Source organism: Kaistella jeonii, assembly GCF_000812865.1.
GTDB lineage: Bacteria > Bacteroidota > Bacteroidia > Flavobacteriales > Weeksellaceae > Kaistella > Kaistella jeonii.
Genome location: NZ_JSYL01000005.1, coordinates 171,895 through 197,401 on the forward strand (window position 1 = coordinate 171,895; position 25,507 = coordinate 197,401).

The following is a 25,507-nucleotide window of genomic DNA, read 5'->3' on the forward strand; positions in this document are numbered from 1 at the left end:
AATTATCTGGTTTATAATTTTTGTAATTAATGTATTTATTTTAGTACTGATTAATAAATATAGAATTATAATAAACATAAAATTTATTCAGACGAAATAAATGAAATTGGGCAAAAGCAAAATTGAAAAATAGCTGATTAGTAAGTTTTAAAAGTTATCATTAAATTTACCATTATGAATACCGAAACCTTAAAAATAAATTTAGCGCAAAGGATTTTATCTTTGAACGATTTACCACTTTTAGAGAAAATAAAAAATTTACTTAAAGCAGATGATGATGTCATCTATTATACTGTTGAAGGTAAACCTATTACAAAAGATGAATTTATTTCTGAAATGGATGAGCAGCAGGAGGATATAAAAAATGGAACTGCTAAATTTCACACTACTGACAATGTTCGGAAAATTGTTATGAATGAAAATAGTTTGGGAAGATAGAGCATTATCAGATTTAAAAAATGCTATTTCGTTTATTAAATTGCAAAGTCCAAAAAATGCTGAAATGGTTTTAGAGAAGTTGATAAAACTTTCCGAATCATTGTCGAATATGCCTTACAAATTTCCCAAAGAACCTGTATATAATAGGGAAAACATTCGTTTCGTTACAAAATGGAGTTTCAAGATAATCTACCAAGTTGAAAACGAAATGATTATTATTCTAAGAATTTTCAGTATACACCAAAATCCTGATAAAATTTTAGAATAAATACAAAATCTAATTAAATCACCAATTAAAAACACATGACAATACTCGTTACCGGCGGACTCGGTTATATCGGTTCTCACACCGTTGTAGAACTTTTACAGAATAATTTTCAAGTCATCATTGTTGATGATATGTCAAATTCTGAAAAATTTATTCTCAATAATATTGAAAAAATCGCAGGTAAAAGGCCCGTTTTTTTTCCATTTGATTTAAAAAGAAAAGAACTGCTTTCCCAGGTTTTCGATGCTTACGAGATCGATGGGTGTATTCATTTTGCGGCTTACAAAGCAGTAGGAGAGAGCCAGGAAAAACCTCTGGATTATTACGAAAATAATCTCTTTTCTCTGATCAATGTGTTACAGGAATTTAAAACAAGAAATATTTCGAACTTTATTTTCAGTTCATCCTGCACGGTTTACGGACAAGCTGATGAACAGCCGATCGATGAAAATACACCGCTCAAAATGCCGGAATCTTCTTACGGAAAAACCAAACAAATGGGCGAGGAAATCCTGAAAGATTTTGCGACTGCTTATCAAAAGAAAGTTTCTTTACTTCGGTATTTTAATCCGATCGGTTCGCATCCGACTGCTTTGTTGGGAGAACTGCCAATTGGTGTTCCCAATAATTTGGTTCCTTATGTAACTCAAACCGCTTCCGGAATTAGAGAGAAACTATCGATTTGGGGAAATGATTATCCGACAGAAGATGGAACAGCAGTTCGCGACTATATATACGTTGTTGATCTCGCAAAAGCACACGTGAAAGCATTGCAGAAATTAATGAACGAAACTTCCGAAACCTTGATTGATATTTACAATCTTGGGACCGGAAAAGGTTCCTCCGTTTTAGAAGTGGTTGAAGCGTTCGAAATTGCAAACGATGTAAAAGTTCCGTATCAGATATGTGAAAGAAGAGCCGGAGATATTACCATTGCTTATGCAAATGCCGATAAAGCAGAAAGAGAATTGGGTTGGAAAGCCGGTACTTCTCTGGAAGAAGCTTTAAGAACAACTTGGGAATGGCAAAAATATTTGCAAACCCGAAATTAAAAACTTTAAATAAAGATCAAAAAAAATCCTGAAACTTATATTTCAGGATTTTTTGTATTTACATTTTCTCAAGTCCTACATTGGTGGACCTTGGTCATCGCCGCCCTGACTGTTGGAGTTAATGTCTTTTTTCTTTTTCGGCTGATCTATTTTATCGCCCTGTTTAAAACGGTAACTTAGAGAAATACTAAACTGTCGCGGCTGCCATTGCATATAACTGTACTGTGAATAAGCGGGAGTGGTTACGAAATTTTCTCTCGCACGAGTATTGAAAATATCCTGAATATTGAAAGATATAGTTCCGTTTCCTTTCCAAATGGTTTGACTTGCACCCAGATTTACAGCATACATCGGTTTTCTTTGCGTGGAAACATTGTTTTCTGCACCACGATAAAAGCCTTGAATCTGGAAACTTGTCGTTTTCGTTGGCTTAAAAGTATTTGTTAAACGTAATCTTGTCGAAAATCCTTTTCCGGAGAAATCAAAACCTTGGTAATTACCACTATTATTATAGCCGTACAAATCTGCACTTCCCATAATTTTCCACCATTTGAAAGGATCGTAAGTTGCATTCACGTCTAAACCATAATTTGTTTCACTTCCTGCATTTACTGGCATCGTATAAATGACTGTTTTATTGTTTTCATCTAATCCACTATATTGGTAAAAATTCACTTCATCTTCCGATTTTTTCAAATATAAAGTCGGGTTAAAAGTAACTTTACTTTTCGTTAAATTATAACCCAATTCAAAAGAGTTTTCATAAGTAGGATTCAAATCAGGATTTCCGCTGAATAAGTTTCTATTATTATTGTAAGACATGAACGGAATTAGGAAAAACGAACGCGGTCGATTAATTCTTCTGGAGTAATTTAGTAATAATTGATTGTTTTTATTCAGATCATAACTTAAGAAAACACTTGGAAAAAATTTCAGATAATTTTTGTTGACATTAATTTGTACGGCATCACTTATTCTTTTAAAATTAACATTAATGTCTGTATTTTCGGCTCTCAACCCTAACTGATAACCGAAATTGCTGATTTTACTTTTGAACTGAGCGTAACCTGCAAAAATATTTTCGTTGTAAAAAGTTTTGCTCGTAAAATTTGGTAATATTGTGGTCGGAGCGTTATTTTTGCTTTCATCCACATAATAATCGTAGTCATTTTTATTGGAGTCAAATCTCGCTCCTGCTTCAATTTTAGAAGCTGTGCCAATTGGCAACTCATAATCAGCTTTGGCTAAAAAAGTACTGTTCTCAGTTTTCGTAAGAATATTATTTAAAGTTAAAGTAGGAATATCTAATTTATTATCGAAACCATTTTCTGTAATGAAAGAAGTTCCTTCGCTTTTGCTTTTCTGATAACTTGTTGCAAGAGATATAAGTTGTCCTTTGTCGCCAATTTTCTGGTCATATCCTAAATCTGCCTGAAAAGAATTATTCACATTTGTTCCTACATTCAGACGGTTTGTAAACTGATTCGTTAAAGTAAAAGGAACATTCGGATAACCGGTCGCGGCACTGTCTTTTATAATTACGTTGTCGAAATAATTCGTGTTACCTGTAGATTCATTATTGAAATTCCTGAACATTACAGAAGCATTCAAAGTTGATTTATCAGTAACATCTACCAAAAATCCGGTCGTAACGTTGTAATTTTTACTTTCACTTTTATTGGTTCCATCCTGAATCGATTTCAGAGAGAAACCATCGTTCAGAATTTGTGGATTAAGGAACGAATTAAACTCAGAGTTATTAGTAGATTTACTTCTGTTGTAACCACCACCACCATTGATATAATACGTCCATGCTCCTTTTCTCCAGCTTAGATTGGTATTCAGTCGGGTAGTTGGTAAATAACCTAAAGTTCCTTCAATACTACCATTAAAACCAATTTTCTTAGATTTTTTCAGAATAATATTTAGAATTCCAGCGGTTCCACTTGCTTCATATTTTGAAGAAGGATTGGTAATGACTTCAATTCTATCAATTTGGTCTGCGGGAATTGATTTTAATGCATCTGCACCGTCATCAATTCCAAGCATTGAAGAAGGTTTTCCATTAATCAAAAATCTTACATTTGTATTTCCACGCATTGAAACAGTTCCGTCTGTATCTACATCTACGGAAGGTACATTTGCTAACACATCCTGAAGATTCCCACCCTTTGCAACGATATCTAAGGAAGGATCATAAACTTTTTTATCGATTTCTACGCGATACGCTTTCACCGCTTGACCCGTAATTACAACACCTTGAATATCTGAAGTTTTTGTACCGGTAACTGAACTTTCAGCTTCTACTGTAAAATTTCCAAGATCTGCAGCTGCGGAAATTTGTTTGTTCAAAGTCGTCTTTTTGAAGTCGATGGCTTCAATCGTAATGTCGTAATTTCCAGGAGTAAGATCTAATTTGTAAATTCCTTTATCATCACTCAAAACGGCATCACTGTACAATTTATTCGCCTTATTGCTAAATGTTACAGATGCGTAAGGAACGGCAATGTTTTGCTTGCTCATGATTTTTCCATTCACACTTACTTTTTGCTGCGCAAATGCCAAACTTACTGCACCAAGAACAAAAGCTAATCCTAATGTTCTTTTTTTGATAATTGATGAAATCTCAATTCTATTCGTCATATTCTTAGTTTAACTATACTGATTACTTTTTTTAACAAAAGTTAAATTAAATGTTTGTTTAATAATTACTAAATTCCAAAAAAAGGCTCAGAATTTTCTGATATCTACTTTTTTTAATTTTATAATTATTTGATGTTTTTAGAGTTCAGCCATTGTTGATATGCTTTAGCGTTGACTTCATGTTCCGCTGCACTCGCTGTAAATTTGTGAAAACCAAATCTTTTCGGATCAGCGCACATATAAATAAAATCACTTTTCTGAGCATTCAAAACCGCATCAACTGAGTTCTTATCAACCATACAAATTGGTCCGGGTGGAATTCCCGCTGTGAAATAAGTATTATAAGGAGAAGGTTCGCGTAAATGTTTGAAGAAAACTCTTTTCAGTGTTTCCCCCTGAAAGTTATTGGCTTTACTTACCGCGTATATTACGGTAGGATCGCTTTGTAATTTCATGCCTTTTCTATATCGATTCAAATACAAACCTGCGACGGTCTTCATTTCGTCGGGTTTTCCGCCGGTTTCTTTATAAACCAAAGATGCTAAAGCATAAATTTGATCTCTCGTTAAACCAGAATTCTGCTCTTTAGCTTTTCTTTCTGAAGTCCAGAAACTGTTATATTCTCCTTCAAATTTTTTAAAGAAATCTTTTGGAGTTACGGTCCAGAAGAAGTTGTAAGAATCAATGAAGAAATATTTTTTTAAATCTTCAGCATTACTAAATCCTTTTTCTGTCGCAATTTTATCTAAATCATTGGCAAATCTCAAAGAATCCAATTCTGTTTTTTTGGCAACTTTTCCGATCATTTGATACACCGTGAAAAAATCTCCTATTCGGAACGTGTTTTCGGTTTGATTTCCAGATTTGATCATATTAACCAAATCGGTATTATTGGTTCCTGATTTTATGTGGTATCGACCAGCATTGAGAAATTTGGTTAAATTTTTGCTTTTTGCGACCGCTGAAAATGTTTCTTTATTTTTGATATAAGGAGCAATCGAATCCATGATCGAGTTGAAATTGGCAGAATGTGGAATTAAGACATACCCTTCTTTTTCCACATTATTGCCGTAATACTTTTTGTAATATTTATACCCAAAAAAACTTCCGATTGCAAAAAATAGAAATATGATTACCGAAATTATTCCCGAAGATTTTTTCATTGGTATGATCTGAAATATGCTATAAATTAATTTTGCCTTTAAAAACCTGTTTTGCCGGACCTTCTAACCAAATATTTTTAAAACTTTCTCCTTCCTGTTCTGCGTAAACTTTTAGATTTCCACCCAAAACTTTTACATTTACAGAAGTTTGATTTTTATCTTTCAAAAAAACCAGGGCCGAAGCTGTCGCTCCCGTTCCACAACTGAAAGTTTCATCTTCAACACCTCGTTCGTAAGTTCGTATGAAGATTTCATTTTCCGAAATTTCTTCTACAAAATTTACATTGATTCCTTCTTGGCAATAAGACGGCGAATTTCTGATATTGTTACCATTTTCGTAAACTTTATAATTCTTTAACATTTCAACGAAAGTCACGTAATGCGGAGAACCGGTATTGAGTTCAAAATCGTTTTCAATGTTTTTAATGGAATCTACGTCAATCATCTTGAGTTTGATGATTCCGTTGTTGATTTCAGCTTCATGTAAACCGTCGATTGCGGTGAAAGTAGTATGATCTTCAAAAACGTCTAGAAAATGTGCAAAAGCTACTAAACATCTTCCGCCGTTGCCGCACATTGTACTTTCGTTTCCGTCGGAATTATAATAGACCATTTTGAAATCTGCAGATAAATCATTTTCTAATAAAATTAATCCGTCACCACCAATGCCAAAACGGCGGTCGCAGATTTTTTCTATTATTTCTGTCTCTTTTGGAAACTGTAGATCACGGTTGTCGATCATTACGAAATCGTTTCCCGTTCCTTGATATTTAAAAAATTCTATGGTATTTTGCATAAAACTTAGCGGTTTTTACCCATATATTTTTGGGAGTGCAAAGATACTGAAAAGTTTATCATCACATAAAAAACCTTATCGTTTAAATCATTTGCTATGATTAGTTTGATGGTCTTTTTTCCATTCGAGATAACCTACGATTGCCATCGCTGTGAAAACAAAAAATTGAATAGAGGTTATGCCTAAACCTTTATAAATCATCATCGGAATACAAATCAAGTCACCCACGATCCAGAAAATCCAATTTTCAATTTTACGTTTCGCCATTAACCACATTCCAACTAAGAAAATTGCGGTGGTGAAAACATCTAACCAGTTCGCCCAATCCAAATGATATAATCCGAGTTTCACATCGGTCATAGAAAAATGATTATCAATGTATGGCTTGTAATAATAAACGAAGGTGACTAAAATTAAACTGATGAAAAATAAAATTCCAGAGAGAATCCATTCTTTTTTTGTTGCCCAGGAAACTTCAACATGAATGTGATCTTTCGAACTTTTCGACCACAAAATCCAGCCATAAATACTCATAACGCTGTAATAAAAATTAATCATCATGTCGCCTAAAAGTCCGAATTTGAAAAGGATGTAAACGTAAAGTATGGTGGAAATAATTCCTGTCGGATAAACCCAGATGTTTTTTTTAATAGAAAAGAAAACGCTTAACAAACCGAAAATTGTAGCAATGGCTTCCAGAACAATTTGATAGGTTTCATAAGATTCGTAAGGCTTTAAAAAAAGATCGTAGAAATTCATGAGTTCAAAGATAAGAATTTCAAGGAAAAAATAGATGTGTGACTTTGGTCACAATAGTTTTTGAAAACACTTCTTATCTTTGAATAAATAAAAGTCATGAAAAAAGTTTTATTATTAAGTGGTTTAGCATTCTTATCAATTCATTGCGGAAATAAAGTGGTTCATCAGGAAGTTTCCGGGAAAGAAATAATGGATAATAAATCTGAATTATCCTCAGATTCTTTGAATAATTATGCGACCCAAACCAAGAAATTATTAATGAAAAATGTAGGTCAACAAATCCAGAAAGGTGGAGTAGAATCAGCTTTAGATTATTGTAATATCGAGGCAATGCCTTTAACAAAATCAATGTCGGATAAACATGGTTTGGTTATTTCCAGAGTTTCTGATAAAATGAGAAATCTTAAAAACGTGGCCAATTCTGAAGAGTTGAAATTGATTGAACATTATAAAAAACAACTTTTAGCAGGTGAACTTTTAAAACCAGTACAAACAGAAACTCACTATTATGAACCGCTTATAACGAATGCAATGTGTTTGCAATGTCATGGTGAAGTTGGTAAAAATATCCAGCCAAAAGTAGCGGAGAAAATTGCTCAATTGTATCCAAATGATTTAGCAACAGGCTACAAAGAAAACGAAATTCGAGGATTGATCAGTATTAAAACTAAATAGTTTATTTCCATATTTTTAATTTGTTAAAATAGACCGTCGCATGGTGCGGCGGTTTATTTTTTAGTCATTCTGACGAAGGAAGAATCTCAATATATTATCTAGGGATAACAATCAAAAAATCCCTACAAAACTAATTGCAGGGATTTATCATTTCTAAAATTCAAGTTTAGGCTCCACAAGAACCGCCCTCATTAGTGTATCCCAACTTTCCCAAAATCTTATCCAGCAAACACCAATTTGTCATTGATGATTGCAGTAAATTAATTCCTACAAATCCAGTGAGCCATAACCAATTTTGGCTTACATAAATCGACAGAAAGATACTTACCAAAATCATGGTTCCAGCAAATGCGTGTATTATTCTATTTTTCATATTATTTATTTTTAATTTTTATTTTATTAAATAATTTTAATTTTGTCATTCTGAAAGGAGCAAAGCGAAATGAAGAATCTCTTATCGATAATTTTATGAGATTCTTCCTACGTCAGAATGACAAACGAATTATTTAAAATTGCTGTTCTAAATTGATCAATGCGATATGAACCTTGGACAATGTTTCCTGTCCTGCATTGAATTCTTCAATTTTTTTTAGAATTAAAGAAGTGTTTTCTTCTGGTACAAAAACCGTGAACAATAGCGAATCTGTTTCTGCATAAGAAGAAGCGAACCAATTGCTCGTGTTATTGCTTTCTCTTTCATTTTTAAAACCTTTTACGAAGTTGTAGGTGAAAGATTTTGAACCAGATTTGATGAGAATATTTTTAATCTCGCTTTCGAATTCCTTAATTGCGGTGATGAGTAATAATTTCATAGTTAATGTTTTAAAATTCTCTGCTTAAAAACTTTCAGCAGCGAAATGTGTTAATTATTCCTGAAGATCTTCTTCAATGGCAACCAATTCTGCAGGTTCGTTCTGTAACCAATTATTTTTTTCAGACATATAATAAATCAAGGGAATTACAATTAATGTCAGTAAAGTTGAAACGATTGCTCCAAAAACCAATGAGATTGCCAATCCCTGGAAAATCGGGTCGAACAAAATCACAACTGCTCCAATGACCACTGCTCCAGTTGTCAATAAAATCGGTGTTGTTCTCACTGCTCCGGCTTCAATAATGGCTCTTTTTATTGGTGCCCCTTCTTTCAAACGAATTTCAATAAAATCAATCAATAGAATGGAGTTCCTCACCATAATTCCGGCTAAAGCAATCATTCCGATAAAAGATGTTGCCGTAAAAAAAGCGCCTAATAACCAGTGTCCCAGTACAATTCCAACCAAAGAAAGTGGAATAGGGATCATCATCATAATTGGCGTTTTGAAATTTTGGAACCAACCCACAATCAACATATAAATAATGATAATCACCACTAAAAATGCTGCTCCCAAATCCCGGAAAACTTCCAGTGTAACTTGCCATTCTCCATCCCATTTCACGGTGTAATCTGATTCGTCTTTTGGCGTATTCATGTACAATTCATTCAAAGAATATCCTGTCGGAAGTTTTACATTTTTCAATTTTTTATCCATTCCGAGAATCGCATAAGCCGGACTTTCTAATCCTCCTGCCATATCTGCGAGAATATAAACGACGCGTTTCTGGTCTTTTCTGTAAATAGATTTTTCCAAAGTTTCCCGCTGAACTTTTACAATATCGCTTATGGGAACCATTCCTGCTGCACCTTTTACTTTTAAATTGGTAAGGTCTGCAATACTGGTTTTTTCGCCATCTTTTAATTTCATTACAATATCAACGGCGTCATTTGATTTTGGATCAAATAAATTCCCGATGGAATGTTCTCCTAATAAATAAGTCAGATTCCCGACAACTTGTTGCGGTGCAACACCATTCAACATTGCTTTTTCTTTATCCGGAACTATTTTGAATTCTGTTTGGGGGGCTTCAACCATCCAGTCAACATCTACGACATCATCGGTATTGATGAGGATTTTCTGAACTTGATCTGCAATTTTTACTTGCTCTTCATAATCGGGACCATAAACTTCCGCAACAATGGTTGATAAAACTGGTGGTCCAGGTGGAACTTCAACAATTTTCACATTCGCGCCGTATTTTTTGGCAATCTTGTGAATTTCCGGACGGATGGTTTTTGCGACATCGTGGCTTTGTTTATTCCGATCTTCTTTATGTAAAAGATTCACTTGAATGTCCGCCGAATTACTGCTTCCACGCAAATCATAATGACGAACCAATCCATTAAAGGTGATCGGTGAAGCGGAACCAACATACGATTGATAATTCACCACTTCCGGAACGGTTTTCAAATATTGCGCAATATCCTGAGTTAAGGCAGAAGTTCTTTCCAAAGTCGTTCCTTCCGGCATATCAATTACGACTTGCACTTCATTTTTATTATCGAATGGAAGCATTTTTACAGCCACCCATTTTGCCGCAAATGCAAACATGGAGATCATTAATAATACACCCGTAATTCCGAGCATGGTCCATCTTTTCTTGCTATTATCCAATAATGGTTGCTCAATTTTTTTATAAATTTTATAGATGAAACCGGTTTCTAATCCTTGCTCTTCTTTATGCTCCTCGCTGTCTTTTACTTTTAATAAATGGAATCCTAAATAAGGCGTAATCGTTAAAGCCACAAAAAGGGAAAGCAACATCGCAATCGAAGCACCAATCGGCATCGGAGACATGTAAGGTCCCATCATTCCGGAGACAAATGCCATGGGTAAAATCGCCGCAATTACCGTAAATGTTGCTAAAATGGTTGGATTTCCAACTTCATTAATGGCGAAAATAGCGGCTTGTTTGAAAGGTAATTTCTTCATGTGGAAATGCCGGTGCATGTTTTCAGCAATAATAATACTGTCATCGACGACGATTCCCACTACGAAAACGAGGGCGAAAAGTGTAATCCTGTTTAGCGTATAACCTAACATATAATAAGCAAAAAGTGTCAATGCAAAGGTTAATGGTACAGAAAAGAATACGACTAATCCGCCTCTCCAACCCATCGCCAACATCACCAAAAGTGTAACGGCAACAATCGCAATTCCCAAATGTCCCATTAGTTCTGAAACTTTGTGAGAAGCCGTTTCTCCGTAATTTCGGGTAACTTCTACATGAACATCATTTGGAATTAAAGTTTTCTTTAAAGTTTCTACTTTATCCAAAATTTCTTCGGAAATATGCATCGCATCTGCTCCTTTTACTTTAGATACAGAAAGCGTTACGGCAGGATATTCTGATAAAAAACTCTTGCCTTTTTCCGTAGCATTTCCATAACCGAAGTTTACATAATTGGTTGTCGATGACGGTCCGTCTTCGATTTTTGCGACTTGTTTTAAGTAAACAGGCATATTTTGAGAAGTTCCGATCACTAAATTTCCAACATCTTCTGCGGTGCTTAAAAATTCGCCTGTTGTTACCAAATATTCCGCATCATTACTCTCAAAACTTCCGGATTGTGAACTTCCATTTCCGGCCTGAATCATTTGCATAATTCCCAATGGATCCACATTAGATTCTGCCATTTTATCTTTGTCAACAATCACTTTCAACTGTCGGCTTCTTCCCCCAATTACTTTGGTTAAAGAGACATCTTTAATTTTTTTGACTTCAGAAGAGAGTTCTTCGCTAATTTGTCTTAATTGAAAATCATTGTATTTTTCACTCCAAAGTGTTAATCCCAACATCGGAACATCGTCGATGGAGCGCGTTTTAATTAATGGTTCATAAACTCCTTTTGGAAAGATGTTTTTGTTTTTCATCATCTCATCGTAGAGTTTCACGTAGGACCGTTCCGTGTCTTCACCCACGAAAAACTGCACAATGATCATGGCTTTTCCGTTCATCGCCATGCTGTGAACGTGCTCAACTCCTTTGATATTGGAGATGAGTTTTTCCAGAGGTTTTACCACGCGACTTTCTACTTCCGTAGGATTTGCTCCGGGATAACCCACCATTACGTCGGCCATTGGAACAATAATTTGTGGTTCCTCTTCTCTCGGTATTAAGGTGGAACTGTATGCGCCAATAATCATCAACGCAACCATCAACAGAATGGTGAGTTTTGAATTGATGAAGATTTCGGCTATTCTTCCTGCTATTCCTTGTTGCATAATTTTAATTTAAATAATTGAGAAAATTATTGTTTTACTTTGGCTCCGTTATAGAGTTTTCCTTGCGCCGAAACGATATAAGGTTCTTTCGAATTTAACCCAGATAAAATCTCAACTTGGTCGCCAAAATCTTTCCCGGTTTTCACCCATCGAAGAATCGCAGTATTGCTGGAACTTACGGTGTAAACTCCGGTTAACTGACCTTTTTCCACCAACGCAGATTTAGGAATCATCACTCCTTCTTGGAAATCCTGATTGGTTTTCCCCGCATTTTTAAACGGAAACTGGATGTTCACAAACATTCCCGACAATAAATTTTTACTGTTGGAAACATTTACTTTCACCATATATTGACCACCGGTGTTTGCAGATGATTTACTAATTTCTGAAACGGTTCCTGCAATTTCTTGGTTGGTGGATTTCAAAGTAATTTTTACCGCCATTCCTTGCGTGATCTGCGTAATATTTTGTTCAGAAACTAAAACTTGCGCTTGTAAAGCTGAAGGAGATTCTATAGTTAACAAAGGCATTCCCGGACTTGCCATATCGCCTTGTTCTGCATATTTCGCAGTAATTACTCCAGAAATTGGCGCCGTAATATTCGTATAACGGTATTGGGAATTTACCTCACTTTTCATAGCTTGAGCTGCTTCTAATCCGGCTTTTGCCATTTCGTAACGCGCTTTCATATCATCCAATTCTTTTTGAGAAGCACTTTGGTTTTTAAATAAATTGGAGAAGCGATCGTAATCTTTTTTAGAAATATTATAATTCGCTTGTGCTTGAGAAATCTGTGCATTGGCTTGTCCACCTTTTGCTTGAATATCCGTACTGTTGATGCTTACCAACAATTGTCCTGCACTTACATTTTGTCCAACTTCGGCTTTCATTCCAGTAATGTAACCCATCATTCTGGTACTTACATTCACGGAATTTTTTGCGACTAATTTTCCACTTGCACTTGCATAAGCACCTTCTGAATTATTACCGGATTGACTCACCGTTACTTGGATCGGCTTTTGAGAAAGAGTTGCATCTTTTTCGTCTGCCGAGCAACTCATGGTAAATCCTAAGAGTAGGACGGAATAAAATAATATCTTCATGTTGATGTATTTATTGGTTTTTATTTTAAAAATTTAAAGTATTCCAAAGCCGAATTATATTCGAAAATCGCCTGTTGATGTTCCAGTTCTTTTTGAGACATTTGAGTTTCTGCAGAAAGTAGATCAGAAGATTTTTCCAAACCCTGATCGTATCTATTTTTACGAATTCTGTATGCTTCTGCGCTTTGTTCCCAAGATAATTTGGTTAAAGAAACTTTTTTGTCCGCATCCAAAACTTGACGATACGATTTGTTGAGTTCTAATTGATTTTGTTTTTGATATTGCTGAATTTCAGTTTGTGCTTTTGATAGATCTGCTTTGTATTTTTCCTGTTCGCTTTTCGCTTTTAGACCATCGAAAACATTCCAGGATAATTGTAATCCGACTAAATAACCGTTTGCGTCAAATTGATAAGGTTTGCTGTCATAGACTTCAAAACTTCCAAAAGCATTTAATTTTGGTAAAAATTTCGCTTTTGAGGATTTGATCATCCAGTCGTACGCTTCCAAAGATTTTTCATACGCTTGTAAATCTTTTCGGTTTCGATTTAAGGTTGGGTTTTGCTCTAAAATATTTTCCTCATAAGAAAACTCGTCCAGTGGTTTGAACACTTTATTTTCCGAATCTTCATTCAATAAAAAATAAACATAATCAGAAGCATTTCTCACATTCGACTTGGCATATTGAATCTGACTTTCAATTTCTGAAACTCGAACTTGCATATACAAAACTTCAGATTTCTGAATCATTCCGTTTTTGTAATAATTATCGATAACTTTTTTATTCGCAAGAGTCGTGTTTTTCGCTTCTTCCAAAACTTTTACGACCTTATAAGCCATTTGTAATTGGAGATAAGCTTTATTCAAATCAAACTGTAGATATTCCTTGGTTCTTTCTTCTTTAATTTTTAAAACATCTACTTTTACTTCGCCTGCTTTCTTTCGATAAACCGCATCTTTATTAAATATGGGTTGCTGAAATTCTAGTTTTGTCGCAAAATTGAATATATTGTCCGGACTGTTTAATCTCGCAGGATCAAAATCCATCATCGTAATTCTTTCCTGATTGAGTTTTGACCCAAAAGCCATCAAAGGATTATTGGTAGAAATTCCCGTGTAAGAAGCAGTTACGTTGGGTAAATACATGGCGCGACTTTCCAATAAACTTGCTTTTGCAATATTTACTTCATCATTGGCTAATTTGAGGGATAAATTTTGGCCTTCAATTCTGGCTTCTAAATCTTTTTTAGAAATTTGAATCGTATCCTGACCGAAAAATTGGGTTGATATAAATAATAGGAATAATACTTTCTTCATGTCTTAATAATTTGATGACAAAAGTATTGCAGTAAATTCTCTTGCACAGTGACAAATGTTACACAGAATCTTTTAACATTGGAAATAACCGGTTCTTATTTTCGCACGGATTTCACAGATTTGCACAGATCAAGGTGTTACTGTTAAATAAAAGAATTTTACTGAAAATATAATCCGTGTACATCTGTGTAATCTGTGCGCTAAATAATAATTAAGATATGCTGCAAAAAGACAAACCTCGAAATCAATCGAGGTTTTATCTGCAGAATATAATGATGTGTTTAAATTTTACCATTCAAACTTCCCCAACCGCCGCCGTTGTGCACTTCGGTATAGCCATTATTCAAAAGCATGGTTTTCGCCGAGCCACTTCTCATTCCAGAGGCGCAACACGTAATTATGGGTTTATTTTTGTCTTTTAATCTGGAAAGATTATTCTGGAGTTGATCCACAGGAATATTAATGGAGCCTTTAATGTGACCACCAGCGAATTCTGCTTTGCTGCGAACATCCAAGATGATTGCGCCTTTTTTAAGAAGGTCTGCGTAATCTGTTTTTTTAAATCCGAAAAGATTATTAATGGTATCTAACATAAGTTTGCGTTTTAATTAATTTAATGAGGCAAATTTAGGTCAGACAAATTGGGAATACAGTAATCTATATCACAGAAGCTCAATTTTGTTTCGGGAAAGAATAACGAGATGTTCTTTTTCCATTTGCTTGAGGACACGACTCGTTGCTTCACGTGTAATTCCCAATTCATCGGCTAATTGTTGATGGGTAACCGAAATTTCTTTGGAATTGTAAAGTTGAGTTTTTTGTTTGATGAGGTGTAAAAGTCTCGTATCTATTTTTTGAAAAGCCACAGAATTTACGACGTCGAGTAATTCTTCGAAACGCTTTTGATAAAGATTAAAGATGAAATCGGTCCAATCGGGATATTTTCTCACCCATTCTTTGGCTTTATCGGCAGGAATCAACATGATTTCGGCATCTTCTTCCACAATGGCTTTGATTTTAGAAGTTTCATTTTTCATTCCCGCAAGAATAGAAACAATGCAACTTTCGCCTGGAGTTAAGTAGTAGAGTAGAATTTCGCGGCCATCTTCTTCAGTTCTGATCACTTTAATACTTCCGGAAACCACGACAGGAATATTTTTAATATAGGAATCCATGTTCACTATAATTTCACCAGCGGCAAAATGTTTCAGATTTCCGGAATCTTCAATTTCTTTCACTAGATCGGACTGGAAAATATCTTTTAAAATCATACTTCAAAGTTACTCAATAATATTTTCCTAAAATTTAAGTACAAATAATATAGGATCATTAAACAATGCACAATTGAATGCTCAAAGTTGATGGTTTTTTTCACTTTTACATTTTTAGTATGAATGTCAGGTTTTTACCGCTTTCAAAAGTGTTTAGCAAAAAGATTTTATCGAATTATAGTTAATAATTATTAAATTTTTATATTTTTGGGAATCTTAAACAAATAACAAATGTCAAATCTTTGGAAAACGAAATCCCTCAGTTCACTTCTGGCAAGCGCCGAAGATTCAGAAAAGGGACTTAAAAGAACTCTTAGCGCAGCATCATTGGTCGCCTTGGGAATTGGAGCTATTATTGGTGCAGGATTATTTTCTTTAACCGGAATTGCTGCTGCAGATAATGCAGGACCAGCCGTTGTTTATTCCTTTATATTAGCTGCTTTGGGATGTGCTTTTGCCGGACTTTGTTATGCAGAATTCGCATCGATGATTCCAGTTGCAGGGAGTGCTTATACTTACTCGTATGCAACAATGGGTGAATTTATGGCCTGGATTATCGGCTGGGATTTAGTTCTGGAATATGCACTTGGAGCGGCTACAGTTGCTGCTTCCTGGTCACAATATGTCGCAAAATTTATGCTGAGTTTCGGCGTTACTTTGCCCGTTTCCCTTTTGCATGGTCCTTGGGACGTGATCGTAGATGCGAACGGCGTTTCTTCTACACCCGGAATTTTAAATTTGCCGGCGATCCTGATCATTTGTTTGCTCTCTTTACTTTTAATTAAAGGAACTAAGGAATCAGCGTTGATCAACAATATTTTAGTAATTCTAAAAGTAACCGTAGTTTTAGTATTTATCGCACTTGGATGGGGTTTTATCAATCCAGCGAATCATACTCCGTTTATTCCTATCAATCAAGGTGAAGTCTTGATGGATCAAGGAAAAATGGGTTTCTTTGAATTTTTCCAAAGTGATTATTTCGGACATTATGGTTGGAGCGGAATTTTACGTGGAGCCGGAGTTGTTTTCTTTGCATTTATCGGTTTTGATGCTGTAAGTACTGCAGCACAGGAAGCGAAAAATCCTCAAAAAGGAATGCCGATCGGAATCATCGGATCTTTGATTATCTGTACCATATTATATGTATTATTTTCTTACGTTTTGACAGGTTTAGAAAACTATGTAAACTTTAAAGGAGATGCAAGTCCAGTGACAACAGCCTTTGCGAAAACGGGTTATACCTTTTTAAATTCAGCCTTGACCATAGCAATTATTGCAGGTTACACTTCCGTAATGTTGGTGATGTTGATGGGTCAAAGTCGTGTATTTTACAGCATGAGTGTTGATGGATTGTTGCCTAAGTTCTTTAGCGATCTGCACAAAACAAGTCAAACTCCCTGGAAAACCAACGTAGCATTCATGATCTTTGTGAGTTTATTTGCAGGATTTGTACCCGTTTCAGATTTAGGACACATGGTAAGTATCGGAACTTTATTTGCCTTCTCTTTAGTTTGTATCGGAGTGATTGTAATGAGAAAAACAAACCCGGATGCAGTTCGTGGTTTCCGCGTTCCATTTGTACCATTATTACCTATTTTGGGAGTCATTATTTGTGTGGCTTTGATGGCTGGTTTACCAAAAGAAAGTTGGGAGCGACTTGCGATTTGGTTGGCTATTGGTTTAGTCGTTTACTTCGTTTACAGTAAAAAACATTCTAAGCTTAATAATGATAATTAAGCGACAGTAATTATATTGATCCCGCCAATTTTTTGGTGGGATTTTTTTTTCAGTTTCATTTTTAAATTTTCTATTTTTGAGTAAATTATTTTTGTATGAAAAATGTTTTTAGATTTCTACTTTTTCTTTTTTGTTTGAATTTTTCTTTTGCGCAAAAAGTTGAGTTTCAAACGCTGTTGAAAGATAATATTTCGATTCGTGCCTTACAGATTTACGATGGAAAGGTTTGGTATTCGGGAACTGATTCTAAATTTGGGTATGTCAATTTAAAGGATTCAACCGATAAAAAACAAATGCGTTTATCTAAAGAGAAATTAGAATTCCGGACTTTGGCGCAAGATTCAAAACATTTTTATGCTATTAATATTTCAAGTCCTGCGTTCCTGTTTACAATTAATAAAAAGACACTAAATTTTAGAATTCAGCAAAAAGATACTGCAAAGACCGCATTTTTTGATGCCTTTATTTTTGATAAATTCAATCGCGGTTTAGCGATTAGTGATCCAAACAAATTTGGATATCCCAATCCTATGATTTTTTATTCAGGAAGACCTGGTAATAAATTAGGTCTCCCTAAATATTTTCCTGGTGAAGCTCATTTCGCAGCGAGTAATACAAACATAGCAACTACAGAAGGTAAAGGATGGATTGCAACTGGTGGAATGAAAGCCAGAATTTTTAAATTTTCCTGGAGCGATCCTTTCACCTGGGAAACTTTTGAAACTCCTTTTATTCAGGGAACTTCCTCACAAGGAATTTATTCCATCGATTTCTACGATAAAAATTTCGGGATTGCAGTTGGTGGAGATTACACGAAACAAGCAGAAAATATCAACAACATTGCAACCACAAATGATGGTGGAAAAACCTGGCAAATTCAAGCTTCCGGAAAAAACGGCGGCTACAAAACCTGCGTGAAATTCCGCCCAAAATCCAAAGGAAAAGACATCATCGCAGTAGGTGATCAAAACATAGAATTCTCTTCTGACTACGGAAAAACCTGGAAAACCATTTCAGAAGAAAAAGGATTGTACGTTTGCGAATGGATCGATGAAAATACTATTGTTTTTGCGGGAAAAAATCGAATTGTTAAAATGAAAATCTATTAAGATGAACAATGAGATCGCATTAAAATATATCGAATCTAATAATCACATCGGAATAAAAGCCGGTACAGAAAGAGATACTTTTCTGGAAATCTGGATGGTAATTGTTGAGGACAGAATTTTCGCCCGTTCCTGGGGTTTCGCGGAGAGAAGCTGGTACAATACTTTTGTGAAAAATCCTGTGGGTGAAATACAATGTGGTGATGAAATCTTTAAAATAAAGGCAGAAATTCCGGCGGATGAAAATGGTTTGATGGAGAAAATTAATGACGCTTATCTATCCAAATATACTTCCACGGAACACAATAAAAAATATGCAGTACGAATTATTGAAGAAGCTCATATTGAGAAAACAATGGAATTTATTCTTTTGTAAAAGTAAATTTTCAATAATATCTTTATTTTCTTTGCAGAAAGTTAACGTTAGGGAAGTTTTTGCAGACCAAAATCATTTCAGCACTCTCAACTTATTTCGTATTTTTGCAACTTGAAATTTAAATGTGAATCTCAGAAATAATTGTAAAAATTGAGTCAAAAATGAATTCTTTAATCGACAAATATAATATTCCAGGACCTCGCTATACTTCTTATCCAACTGTTCCTTTTTGGGATGATGCCAGTTTTAGTGGTGATTTATGGCAACAATCTGTCCTTAAAACTTTTAATGAAACCAATGATGCCGAAGGGATCTCAGTTTATATTCACCTTCCTTTCTGTGAGCAATTATGCACTTTTTGTGCGTGTCATAAGAGAATTACAAAGCAACATTCTGTAGAAACTCCCTATCTTGAATCTGTTTTAAAAGAGTGGGATTTATATGTTGAATTATTCGGCAGAACTCCAAAAATCAAGGAATTACATTTGGGAGGCGGAACACCAACTTTTTTCTCTCCCGAAAATTTAAAAATATTATTGGAAGGAATTTTCTCAAAAGCTGAAATCGCTGAACATCCAGAATTTTCTTTTGAAGGACATCCAAATAATACCACCAAAGAACATTTGCAAACTTTATATGATTTAGGTTTCAGAAGATGCAGTTTCGGCGTTCAAGATTATGATCCGAAAGTTCAGAAAGCAATCAACAGAATTCAGCCCTTCGAAAATGTGAAAAATGTGACGGAGTGGGCAAGAGAAATTGGTTACAAAAGCGTTTCGCACGATTTGGTTTTTGGATTACCTTTCCATACCTGGGAAAAAATGGAATTCTCGATCCGCAAAACTTTAGAACTGAAACCGGATCGATTAGCTTTCTATTCCTACGCTCATGTTCCCTGGATTAAAGGCGTCGGACAAAGAGGTTTCGACGAAAATGATTTACCAAGTGGCGAAGAAAAAAGAAAACTCTACACTAACGGAAAAAAATTATTAGAAGAATTAGGATACATTGAAGTAGGAATGGATCATTTCGCTTTGGAGCACGACGACCTTTATCAATCGATGGTTTCGGGAGATATTCACCGTAATTTCATGGGTTATTCTTCAAGCAAAACACAATTAATGGTTGGTTTGGGAATGTCGGCGATCTCAGATTCGTGGTATGCTTTTGCGCAAAATAATAAAAGCGTAGAAGAATATCAGAAGATTGTAGACGAAGGCATCATTCCTGTTGTTAAAGGTCATGTCTTGAATGAAGAAGATTTGGTGATCCGCAAACATATTCTTAATTTAATGTGCCGTTTAGAAACTTCGTGGGATTTACAAACCAGTTTCCCCGAAATCGAAAATACTTTGAAAACTTTAGAAGAAATGAAAACCGATGGTTTGGTAGAAATTTCTGACAACTCTATTAAAATCACAGAAAAAGGTCGTGCTTTCACCAGAAATGTTGCCATGACTTTTGATTTGAGAATGCTTCGAAACAAACCCGAAACCCGGATTTTTTCGATGACCATATAATTAGGAAAGCGACTTGAGAAAGTCGCTTTTTTTATTTGAAGATTTATGAAGTTCAAAAAATATTTGATGAGGAAATTTTCGTCAGATTTGATTATCTTTAGGGAAATAAAGTATTTTCAAAATTTCCTTTCTATGACCATTTCCAACAGTACTCTCTATGATATTCCAGAAATTTTCCGACTCTACAAACTCGCTACTGATTTTCAAACTATTGCGTTTCCGGGAAATATTTGGCCAGAATTCGACCATGATTTTATCGCTACAGAAGTAATCGAAAACAGACAGTTCAAAATTGTCATCGACAATAAAATTGCCTGTATTTGGGCGATTACTTATAGTGATGCAGGTATTTGGGAAGAGAAGGAAAATAATGATGCGATCTACATTCACCGCATTGCTACAAATCTGGAGTTTAGAGGAAATAATTTTGTTCAGATGATCGCCAATTGGTCTAAGGATTTTGGTAAAAAAGAAAATAAAAAATTCATCAGAATGGATACCTGCGGACAAAACGATCGGCTCATCAACCATTATAAAAAATGTGGTTTCCAGTTTTTAGGAATGAAAAAGTTGAAAAATTCTTCCGAATTGCAAGCACATTATCACAATGCAGATGTTTGTTTTTTTGAGATCGATTTAGATTAATTTTCTTCAAAAAGCGATGAATAAATTCTTTAGCATTCTATTAATGTTCATTTCTACGTTTTTTTTCAGTCAGAAAAAGCAGTGTTTCTGCGCAGAAAATCCAGAGATGAATAACGCCACAACTTCCTGTGAAACGAAAGTTCTGAAAAATGGCGCAAAATTGTACTGGCAATTTAACTGTAATAAAATTTGGCTCACTTTAGAAAACAAAAAGAAGAAAATAGAAATTGATCAAATGGATGTTTCTGATTTTGGGCTCACTTACCGTTTAGGATTTCACTTCATCAAAGAATATAAAAACAGTCTTTTATTCAGAACTGGTTGTGGTGCAACCGGACCTTGTTCTTATGTTTTGATCGATAAAAAAACGGGTAAAAAATTGAAAGAATTTAACCAGTTGATTTGCATTGATACGGATATTACAACAGAAAATGCTCATCCATACTCATTTCCGTTTGTTGTTTATTTATCGCCAGAAACTGATCATCTTATCATCTATTTTATCGACACTCAAAAAATAATTAAAGTTCCTTTCAGAGAAAAATTGGTTTACGCCATACCGGAAAATCAATTCACAAAAATGGAAGTTAGAAATAACAGATTAATAATTACGTACGATACCAGTAAGGATATTTTGAAATCCTTAAAAATTGACTTGAAAAACCAGTTTTAAAGATATTTTCAGCAGCTGATGAAAAAAAGTCTTTTTTAAATGTATATATTAGTTCCTTAAATCAGACTGTTTAAAAGCAATATTAACTCAAAATTAAAAACGAATATGACCTTAAAACAAGCCACTTTATTGGCAATCTTCGCAATTGTAATACAAGTACTTATTTCGATTTGCTATATTTTACAACTTCCGTATTACATGGTTCTCAGCGCGTTGGGAATATTATCGAATCTCGGGTTACTGCCCTTTTTTGTATTAATTTATCAGAAACAAAAAGATGGAAATTAACGAACTTTTCAATTTAAAAGACTCGAATTATCCTGTTAATAAACTGGTGGAAGAGGAGAATGTTTTTAAACATCTTACAAAGCGCTTAGGGATTTTTTTTGGTGTTCTTGCGGTTCTTTTCGGTGTTGCTGCCATTATTGATGACGATTATGTCATGTTAGGAGCAATAATAATAAGCGCAGGCTTAACATTAATTTTGTTGCTTTTTTTACTCATCGAGAGTTTTACTTTATTTTCTAAGAAGAAAAATACTTTGGCTAAAACAAACCTCATTGTGATTGGCATCTCAATTCTGATTGGCGGAATCATTGTTTTAGAAAATTTGTAGATATACATTTAAGGCAGTTTGGGGAAATACGTGGAAATAATGTCGAGATAAAAGTGAAAATATTAAGATATAAAATTGATGAAGAATATTTCTGTTTTACTATACCTGGTTTGTTCAATACTTTTAAATGCGCAAAGATTTCAGCTTCCAAAAAACTGCACCGTCGTTAAAACAATCAAAGGTGATCTCGACAAAGATGGAATTGATGAAACGGTTTTGGTTTGCAATATCGATCAAACCAGCGATTTGAAACAAAGCTTTGGGAGGAAACTTTTCATCTTAAAGCAGAACGGGAAAGATCTAATTTTATGGAAAGAAAACTCGACTGTTTTACACGATACAAAGGATTGTGGATTTTGTTTTAATGATGGGGAAACGCCTTTAACAAATATAGAGATCAAAAATAATACTTTAACTATCGTTCATGATACTTATAATAACAGTCGCAGAACAGAACGTAATAAACTCATCTTTCGGTACCAGAATAACGATTGGTTTTTGATCGGATCCACTTACAGATATTGGGATACTTGCGATTTTGATCACCGTTGCGATATTAATTTTTCTACAAATCAGGTGATCATTACAGATATCGAGGGAGATTGTGACGATGTAGATTATAAAAAGAAAGGAACCTCAGTGAAAAAATTTGATTATCGCTTTAAAAAAATCACCCTTGATTCTTACAAACCGACCGAAATTAAATTGAAGAAAGACGTTTACTTTATCTATTGAAATTGAACTTTTTTTTTGATCAGGCGTGCATTAAATCTTTTAATAATTGAATTTAAAAATGATCTTTTACTTCAAATTTTCGTTATTTCTTGGGAGAAATCGTGGAAAAAGTTTTAGATTTAAAAAATTGCCGCTGAATCTAAAAATTACTGATGACTAAAAAAAATAAAATTCGAGTAGGTGCAATTTTGCTCTTTACTCTGTTGAGCCTACTGTTTGTCGACCGGTGTACCACAATTAATTTAACTACGTCAACGATTTTCCAACCGAAATCTTATCAAAATTTTAAAAGTCTGACAGAAAGACCAACTTCAGAACATTATGAAATTGTTCCCGTAAAAGCTTATTTTCCAATTTTATTTGATAGCGTCAGAAGTGAATTTTATGTTGCCAATAATCAGGGTTTGACAAAGTATGACTCATTGGGAAATATTCTTTTCTCTCAAGAAATTGAAAAGGAAAAATTCACTTCTGTTCATAACTTTCCAAATTTTACACCGTTAGTCTTTTCAGAAAAAGGCGTTTATGACTTTTCCGGTGATCAATTGAAATACAGTGCTTTCACAAATATTCAAAATGCGGGTAATTCTCTTACTCCTTCAGAATTCAAAGTTCTTATTGAAAAATATTACAAAGAAGCTGACTTCGCAATTTTCGGTCAGGATTTGGAAGTAGAGCAAGCAAAATATGCGTTCCCTATGTATTTTAATATCAAGGGAAATTGGTATTTATTGTTTGCGCCTCAGGATGAGTTTAGATTTTCTCATCAAAACAGTGAGTATTCCGGTAAAGATATTATCGGTCAGATCGATCTTGAAAATTTCCCGGCAAAGTTGGGCAATAAAAAATTAATTGTGCTGAAGGATGAGCGTTCTGGACGGTATTCTTCTCCCCAACAAGGTGAAGTTGTAGATGATGGCTATTTAGGTAAATATACCAGTCAGATTTTAACAGAAAAAAAATTCACTTATAAAACTTCAGACAAAATAAAGCTACTCTCCCGCACAAAAAAGGACTATTATTCTTCCGGTTCTGTATTTGATTTGCCTCATTGGGTGCAGCCTTCCTTTATGAATACTGGATATTTTCAACTAAAATATAAAAATGAAAATTTATATTTTAAAGAAACAGTTATGAAATATTTTGGCGAGTCCATAATCAAGGACGAACTTTTTTTATATGAACTCCCAAAAAATTTAAGAAAAAAATCGAGGGTGGCTTTTTTGCACTACGGTCTGGATCTCGGAGGCTTTGACGATTCAGAAACAAATGAATATAATCCGATCATCAAAAATGCAGGATTATATATCATTAAACCTAAAAATTAGAGTATTTACCAAAAATTTTAGTTTGATATCAATATTAAAAATAGTGTCCTCTTTTGAAGTATCTATTTCTAATAAATGCTATTTAAAGCGTAAATTCGTGTAGAAAAATTAATTCTTTTAAAATTTATTTAAAAATAAGAACAATGGCAAACCTCGATACCTATCTCGATTCCCACTACATTCACCGCAGCAATTGGTTAAGAGCCGCAGTTTTAGGTGCTAATGATGGCATAATTTCAGTTTCCAGTCTTGCGATTGGTGTTGCTGCGGCAAGTTCTACTTCAGAACCAATCATTTTAGCGACAGTTGCAGCTTTGGTTGCAGGAGCTTTATCAATGGCTGCAGGAGAATATGTTTCTGTAAGTTCACAAACGGATATAGAAAAAGCAGATATTGAAAGAGAACAAAAGGAATTAGAAGAAATGCCCGAAGAAGAGTTAAAAATGCTCGCACAAATTTATGAAAAACGAGGATTGAAAAAAGAAACTGCAATGAAAGTTGCCATAGAATTAACGGAACATGATGTTTTAGGAGCACATGTTCGCGATGAATTGGGCATCAATGAAATCAGTCAGGCAAATCCTATTCAGGCAGCTTTAGCTTCTGGAAGTTCTTTTATCGCAGGAGGAGTTTTACCACTTTTGGTTGTTCTTTTTGCGCCACTGAAGGGAATGGAATATTGGCTTTATGGTTTCACGATTATTTCTCTGATGATTTTGGGTGCTCTTGCCGCAAAAACTGGTGGTTCAAGCATTCAGAAAGCTATTATTAGAATTACAATTTGGGGAACTATCGCAATGGGTTTATCAGCATTTGTGGGTTATCTTTTTGGAGTGAAAATGTAATTTCAATTTTCCAAACTAAGGAAAATCATTTTTTCAAGAGGTGAAAATTATATTGAAATCAATTGCTTTTATTCCTCATAATTTCTTTTACGCCTAATAAAGATCCTACTTGAACTTGCTTTTAGCTTATTTTTAAAAATATTTTACGGAATCATTTTTTAATAATAATTTTACCCGTAGTGCATTATTAAATTATTGAGATTTTAATATTGTTCATATTTCTTTTAAAGACAAATACGTTTACAAGTTGGATAAATGTTAATGCTGTTATTTTACTTAATATTCTGGTTTTAAAACCATTAAAAGATTTTGCATAATTATTTCTGATTTTAAATTGATCGC

25 protein-coding genes and 1 pseudogene are annotated in these 25,507 nt (G+C 34.4%); 14 read left to right on the top strand and 12 right to left on the bottom strand.

The features are described 5' to 3' along the window. Positions 1-174 precede the first annotated feature (174 nt). Genes OA86_RS09510 through galE form a run of 3 tightly spaced genes read left to right on the top strand, consistent with a single transcriptional unit; the run spans position 175 to position 1,758 of the window. Entirely contained in the window at positions 175-438 is a 264-nt protein-coding gene (locus OA86_RS09510; RefSeq protein WP_039352165.1) for a hypothetical protein, read from the top strand. Then, a complete protein-coding gene (locus tag OA86_RS09515; protein WP_039352168.1) occupies positions 416-706 on the top strand; it encodes a type II toxin-antitoxin system RelE/ParE family toxin in 291 nt (96 codons plus the stop codon). Before OA86_RS09510 ends, OA86_RS09515 begins: the two co-directional genes overlap by 23 nt. A gap of 35 nt (positions 707-741) precedes the next feature. Further along, entirely contained in the window at positions 742-1,758 is a 1,017-nt protein-coding gene (gene galE / locus OA86_RS09520; protein ID WP_039352170.1) for a UDP-glucose 4-epimerase GalE, read from the top strand. A gap of 75 nt (positions 1,759-1,833) precedes the next feature. On the opposite strand, the gene OA86_RS09525 is transcribed toward galE, so the two are convergent. The 4 genes from OA86_RS09525 to pnuC all read right to left on the bottom strand — a co-directional run bounded on the left by OA86_RS09525 (position 1,834) and on the right by pnuC (position 7,119). Next, entirely contained in the window at positions 1,834-4,401 is a 2,568-nt protein-coding gene (locus OA86_RS09525) for a TonB-dependent receptor (protein ID WP_039352173.1), read from the bottom strand. Between the two features lie 125 nt (positions 4,402-4,526). After that, entirely contained in the window at positions 4,527-5,564 is a 1,038-nt protein-coding gene (gene mltG / locus OA86_RS09530) for an endolytic transglycosylase MltG (protein ID WP_039352176.1), read from the bottom strand. 19 nt (positions 5,565-5,583) lie between these two features. Then, a complete protein-coding gene (gene dapF, locus OA86_RS09535) occupies positions 5,584-6,360 on the bottom strand; it encodes a diaminopimelate epimerase (RefSeq protein ID WP_039352179.1) in 777 nt (258 codons plus the stop codon). Between the two features lie 87 nt (positions 6,361-6,447). Continuing rightward, positions 6,448-7,119, bottom strand: a complete 672-nt coding sequence (pnuC, locus tag OA86_RS09540; protein ID WP_039352182.1) for a nicotinamide riboside transporter PnuC — start codon at positions 7,117-7,119, stop codon at positions 6,448-6,450. A gap of 96 nt (positions 7,120-7,215) precedes the next feature. On the opposite strand from pnuC, the gene OA86_RS09545 reads away from it, so the two are divergent. Beyond that, on the top strand, positions 7,216-7,794 hold the full coding sequence (locus tag OA86_RS09545) for a Tll0287-like domain-containing protein (RefSeq protein WP_052257471.1): 579 nt from the start codon (positions 7,216-7,218) through the stop codon (positions 7,792-7,794). A gap of 166 nt (positions 7,795-7,960) precedes the next feature. Here the strand turns inward: OA86_RS09545 and OA86_RS15535 are convergent, their stop codons facing one another. From OA86_RS15535 to OA86_RS09575, 7 genes are all read right to left on the bottom strand, one after another. Further along, positions 7,961-8,167, bottom strand: a complete 207-nt coding sequence (locus OA86_RS15535; RefSeq protein ID WP_074781412.1) for a YgaP family membrane protein — start codon at positions 8,165-8,167, stop codon at positions 7,961-7,963. Positions 8,168-8,300: 133 nt separating this feature from the next. Continuing rightward, a complete protein-coding gene (locus tag OA86_RS09550) occupies positions 8,301-8,606 on the bottom strand; it encodes a hypothetical protein (protein ID WP_039352184.1) in 306 nt (101 codons plus the stop codon). 54 nt (positions 8,607-8,660) lie between these two features. After that, positions 8,661-11,894 carry an efflux RND transporter permease subunit gene (locus OA86_RS09555; protein WP_039352186.1) on the bottom strand — a complete coding sequence of 1,078 codons (3,234 nt, stop codon included), beginning with the start codon at positions 11,892-11,894 and terminating at the stop codon, positions 8,661-8,663. 26 nt (positions 11,895-11,920) lie between these two features. Next, positions 11,921-12,997: an efflux RND transporter periplasmic adaptor subunit gene (locus OA86_RS09560; RefSeq protein ID WP_039352188.1), complete on the bottom strand. Its 1,077-nt coding sequence runs from the start codon at positions 12,995-12,997 to the stop codon at positions 11,921-11,923. A gap of 20 nt (positions 12,998-13,017) precedes the next feature. Next, entirely contained in the window at positions 13,018-14,313 is a 1,296-nt protein-coding gene (locus OA86_RS09565) for a TolC family protein (RefSeq protein ID WP_039352190.1), read from the bottom strand. A gap of 281 nt (positions 14,314-14,594) precedes the next feature. Then, positions 14,595-14,906: a rhodanese-like domain-containing protein gene (locus tag OA86_RS09570; RefSeq protein WP_039352193.1), complete on the bottom strand. Its 312-nt coding sequence runs from the start codon at positions 14,904-14,906 to the stop codon at positions 14,595-14,597. Positions 14,907-14,975: 69 nt separating this feature from the next. Beyond that, positions 14,976-15,584, bottom strand: coding sequence for a Crp/Fnr family transcriptional regulator (locus OA86_RS09575; protein ID WP_039352197.1), 609 nt, complete (start codon positions 15,582-15,584; stop codon positions 14,976-14,978). 231 nt (positions 15,585-15,815) lie between these two features. On the opposite strand from OA86_RS09575, the gene OA86_RS09580 reads away from it, so the two are divergent. From OA86_RS09580 to OA86_RS09630, 10 genes are all read left to right on the top strand, one after another. Next, positions 15,816-17,321, top strand: coding sequence for an amino acid permease (locus OA86_RS09580; protein ID WP_039352200.1), 1,506 nt, complete (start codon positions 15,816-15,818; stop codon positions 17,319-17,321). Between the two features lie 95 nt (positions 17,322-17,416). Continuing rightward, entirely contained in the window at positions 17,417-18,430 is a 1,014-nt protein-coding gene (locus tag OA86_RS09585; protein ID WP_039352203.1) for a WD40/YVTN/BNR-like repeat-containing protein, read from the top strand. A gap of 1 nt (position 18,431) precedes the next feature. After that, complete coding sequence (locus tag OA86_RS09590; protein ID WP_039352205.1) at positions 18,432-18,803, top strand: DUF2255 family protein; 372 nt, start codon at positions 18,432-18,434, stop codon at positions 18,801-18,803. A gap of 161 nt (positions 18,804-18,964) precedes the next feature. Further along, a complete protein-coding gene (hemN, locus tag OA86_RS09595) occupies positions 18,965-20,323 on the top strand; it encodes an oxygen-independent coproporphyrinogen III oxidase (RefSeq protein ID WP_039352206.1) in 1,359 nt (452 codons plus the stop codon). A gap of 132 nt (positions 20,324-20,455) precedes the next feature. Further along, positions 20,456-20,968 carry a GNAT family N-acetyltransferase gene (locus OA86_RS09600; protein WP_039352209.1) on the top strand — a complete coding sequence of 171 codons (513 nt, stop codon included), beginning with the start codon at positions 20,456-20,458 and terminating at the stop codon, positions 20,966-20,968. Between the two features lie 106 nt (positions 20,969-21,074). After that, entirely contained in the window at positions 21,075-21,641 is a 567-nt protein-coding gene (locus OA86_RS09605) for a hypothetical protein (RefSeq protein ID WP_143071373.1), read from the top strand. Between the two features lie 277 nt (positions 21,642-21,918). Beyond that, a complete protein-coding gene (locus OA86_RS09615; RefSeq protein ID WP_039352218.1) occupies positions 21,919-22,257 on the top strand; it encodes a hypothetical protein in 339 nt (112 codons plus the stop codon). Positions 22,258-22,335: 78 nt separating this feature from the next. Next, the gene (locus OA86_RS09620; protein WP_039352220.1) at positions 22,336-22,992 is read left to right on the top strand and encodes a hypothetical protein; all 657 of its coding nucleotides are present in this window, start codon (positions 22,336-22,338) and stop codon (positions 22,990-22,992) included. Positions 22,993-23,144: 152 nt separating this feature from the next. Then, the gene (locus tag OA86_RS09625) at positions 23,145-24,320 is read left to right on the top strand and encodes a hypothetical protein (protein ID WP_039352222.1); all 1,176 of its coding nucleotides are present in this window, start codon (positions 23,145-23,147) and stop codon (positions 24,318-24,320) included. A 143-nt stretch (positions 24,321-24,463) separates the two neighbouring features. Further along, positions 24,464-25,165 carry a VIT1/CCC1 transporter family protein gene (locus OA86_RS09630; RefSeq protein WP_039352225.1) on the top strand — a complete coding sequence of 234 codons (702 nt, stop codon included), beginning with the start codon at positions 24,464-24,466 and terminating at the stop codon, positions 25,163-25,165. Positions 25,166-25,352: 187 nt separating this feature from the next. Here the strand turns inward: OA86_RS09630 and OA86_RS16005 are convergent. Beyond that, a pseudogene (locus tag OA86_RS16005) lies at positions 25,353-25,507 on the bottom strand (IS982 family transposase); the annotation flags it as partial.

Coding starts and splice junctions, on each gene's coding strand:
- OA86_RS09510 (WP_039352165.1), top strand. CDS start 175: ATGAATACCGAAACCTTAAAAATAAATTTAGCGCAAAGGATTTTATCT.
- OA86_RS09515 (WP_039352168.1), top strand. CDS start 416: ATGAAAATAGTTTGGGAAGATAGAGCATTATCAGATTTAAAAAATGCT.
- galE (WP_039352170.1), top strand. CDS start 742: ATGACAATACTCGTTACCGGCGGACTCGGTTATATCGGTTCTCACACC.
- OA86_RS09525 (WP_039352173.1), bottom strand. CDS start 4,401: ATGACGAATAGAATTGAGATTTCATCAATTATCAAAAAAAGAACATTA.
- mltG (WP_039352176.1), bottom strand. CDS start 5,564: ATGAAAAAATCTTCGGGAATAATTTCGGTAATCATATTTCTATTTTTT.
- dapF (WP_039352179.1), bottom strand. CDS start 6,360: ATGCAAAATACCATAGAATTTTTTAAATATCAAGGAACGGGAAACGAT.
- pnuC (WP_039352182.1), bottom strand. CDS start 7,119: ATGAATTTCTACGATCTTTTTTTAAAGCCTTACGAATCTTATGAAACC.
- OA86_RS09545 (WP_052257471.1), top strand. CDS start 7,216: ATGAAAAAAGTTTTATTATTAAGTGGTTTAGCATTCTTATCAATTCAT.
- OA86_RS15535 (WP_074781412.1), bottom strand. CDS start 8,167: ATGAAAAATAGAATAATACACGCATTTGCTGGAACCATGATTTTGGTA.
- OA86_RS09550 (WP_039352184.1), bottom strand. CDS start 8,606: ATGAAATTATTACTCATCACCGCAATTAAGGAATTCGAAAGCGAGATT.
- OA86_RS09555 (WP_039352186.1), bottom strand. CDS start 11,894: ATGCAACAAGGAATAGCAGGAAGAATAGCCGAAATCTTCATCAATTCA.
- OA86_RS09560 (WP_039352188.1), bottom strand. CDS start 12,997: ATGAAGATATTATTTTATTCCGTCCTACTCTTAGGATTTACCATGAGT.
- OA86_RS09565 (WP_039352190.1), bottom strand. CDS start 14,313: ATGAAGAAAGTATTATTCCTATTATTTATATCAACCCAATTTTTCGGT.
- OA86_RS09570 (WP_039352193.1), bottom strand. CDS start 14,906: ATGTTAGATACCATTAATAATCTTTTCGGATTTAAAAAAACAGATTAC.
- OA86_RS09575 (WP_039352197.1), bottom strand. CDS start 15,584: ATGATTTTAAAAGATATTTTCCAGTCCGATCTAGTGAAAGAAATTGAA.
- OA86_RS09580 (WP_039352200.1), top strand. CDS start 15,816: ATGTCAAATCTTTGGAAAACGAAATCCCTCAGTTCACTTCTGGCAAGC.
- OA86_RS09585 (WP_039352203.1), top strand. CDS start 17,417: ATGAAAAATGTTTTTAGATTTCTACTTTTTCTTTTTTGTTTGAATTTT.
- OA86_RS09590 (WP_039352205.1), top strand. CDS start 18,432: ATGAACAATGAGATCGCATTAAAATATATCGAATCTAATAATCACATC.
- hemN (WP_039352206.1), top strand. CDS start 18,965: ATGAATTCTTTAATCGACAAATATAATATTCCAGGACCTCGCTATACT.
- OA86_RS09600 (WP_039352209.1), top strand. CDS start 20,456: ATGACCATTTCCAACAGTACTCTCTATGATATTCCAGAAATTTTCCGA.
- OA86_RS09605 (WP_143071373.1), top strand. CDS start 21,075: ATGAATAACGCCACAACTTCCTGTGAAACGAAAGTTCTGAAAAATGGC.
- OA86_RS09615 (WP_039352218.1), top strand. CDS start 21,919: ATGGAAATTAACGAACTTTTCAATTTAAAAGACTCGAATTATCCTGTT.
- OA86_RS09620 (WP_039352220.1), top strand. CDS start 22,336: ATGAAGAATATTTCTGTTTTACTATACCTGGTTTGTTCAATACTTTTA.
- OA86_RS09625 (WP_039352222.1), top strand. CDS start 23,145: ATGACTAAAAAAAATAAAATTCGAGTAGGTGCAATTTTGCTCTTTACT.
- OA86_RS09630 (WP_039352225.1), top strand. CDS start 24,464: ATGGCAAACCTCGATACCTATCTCGATTCCCACTACATTCACCGCAGC.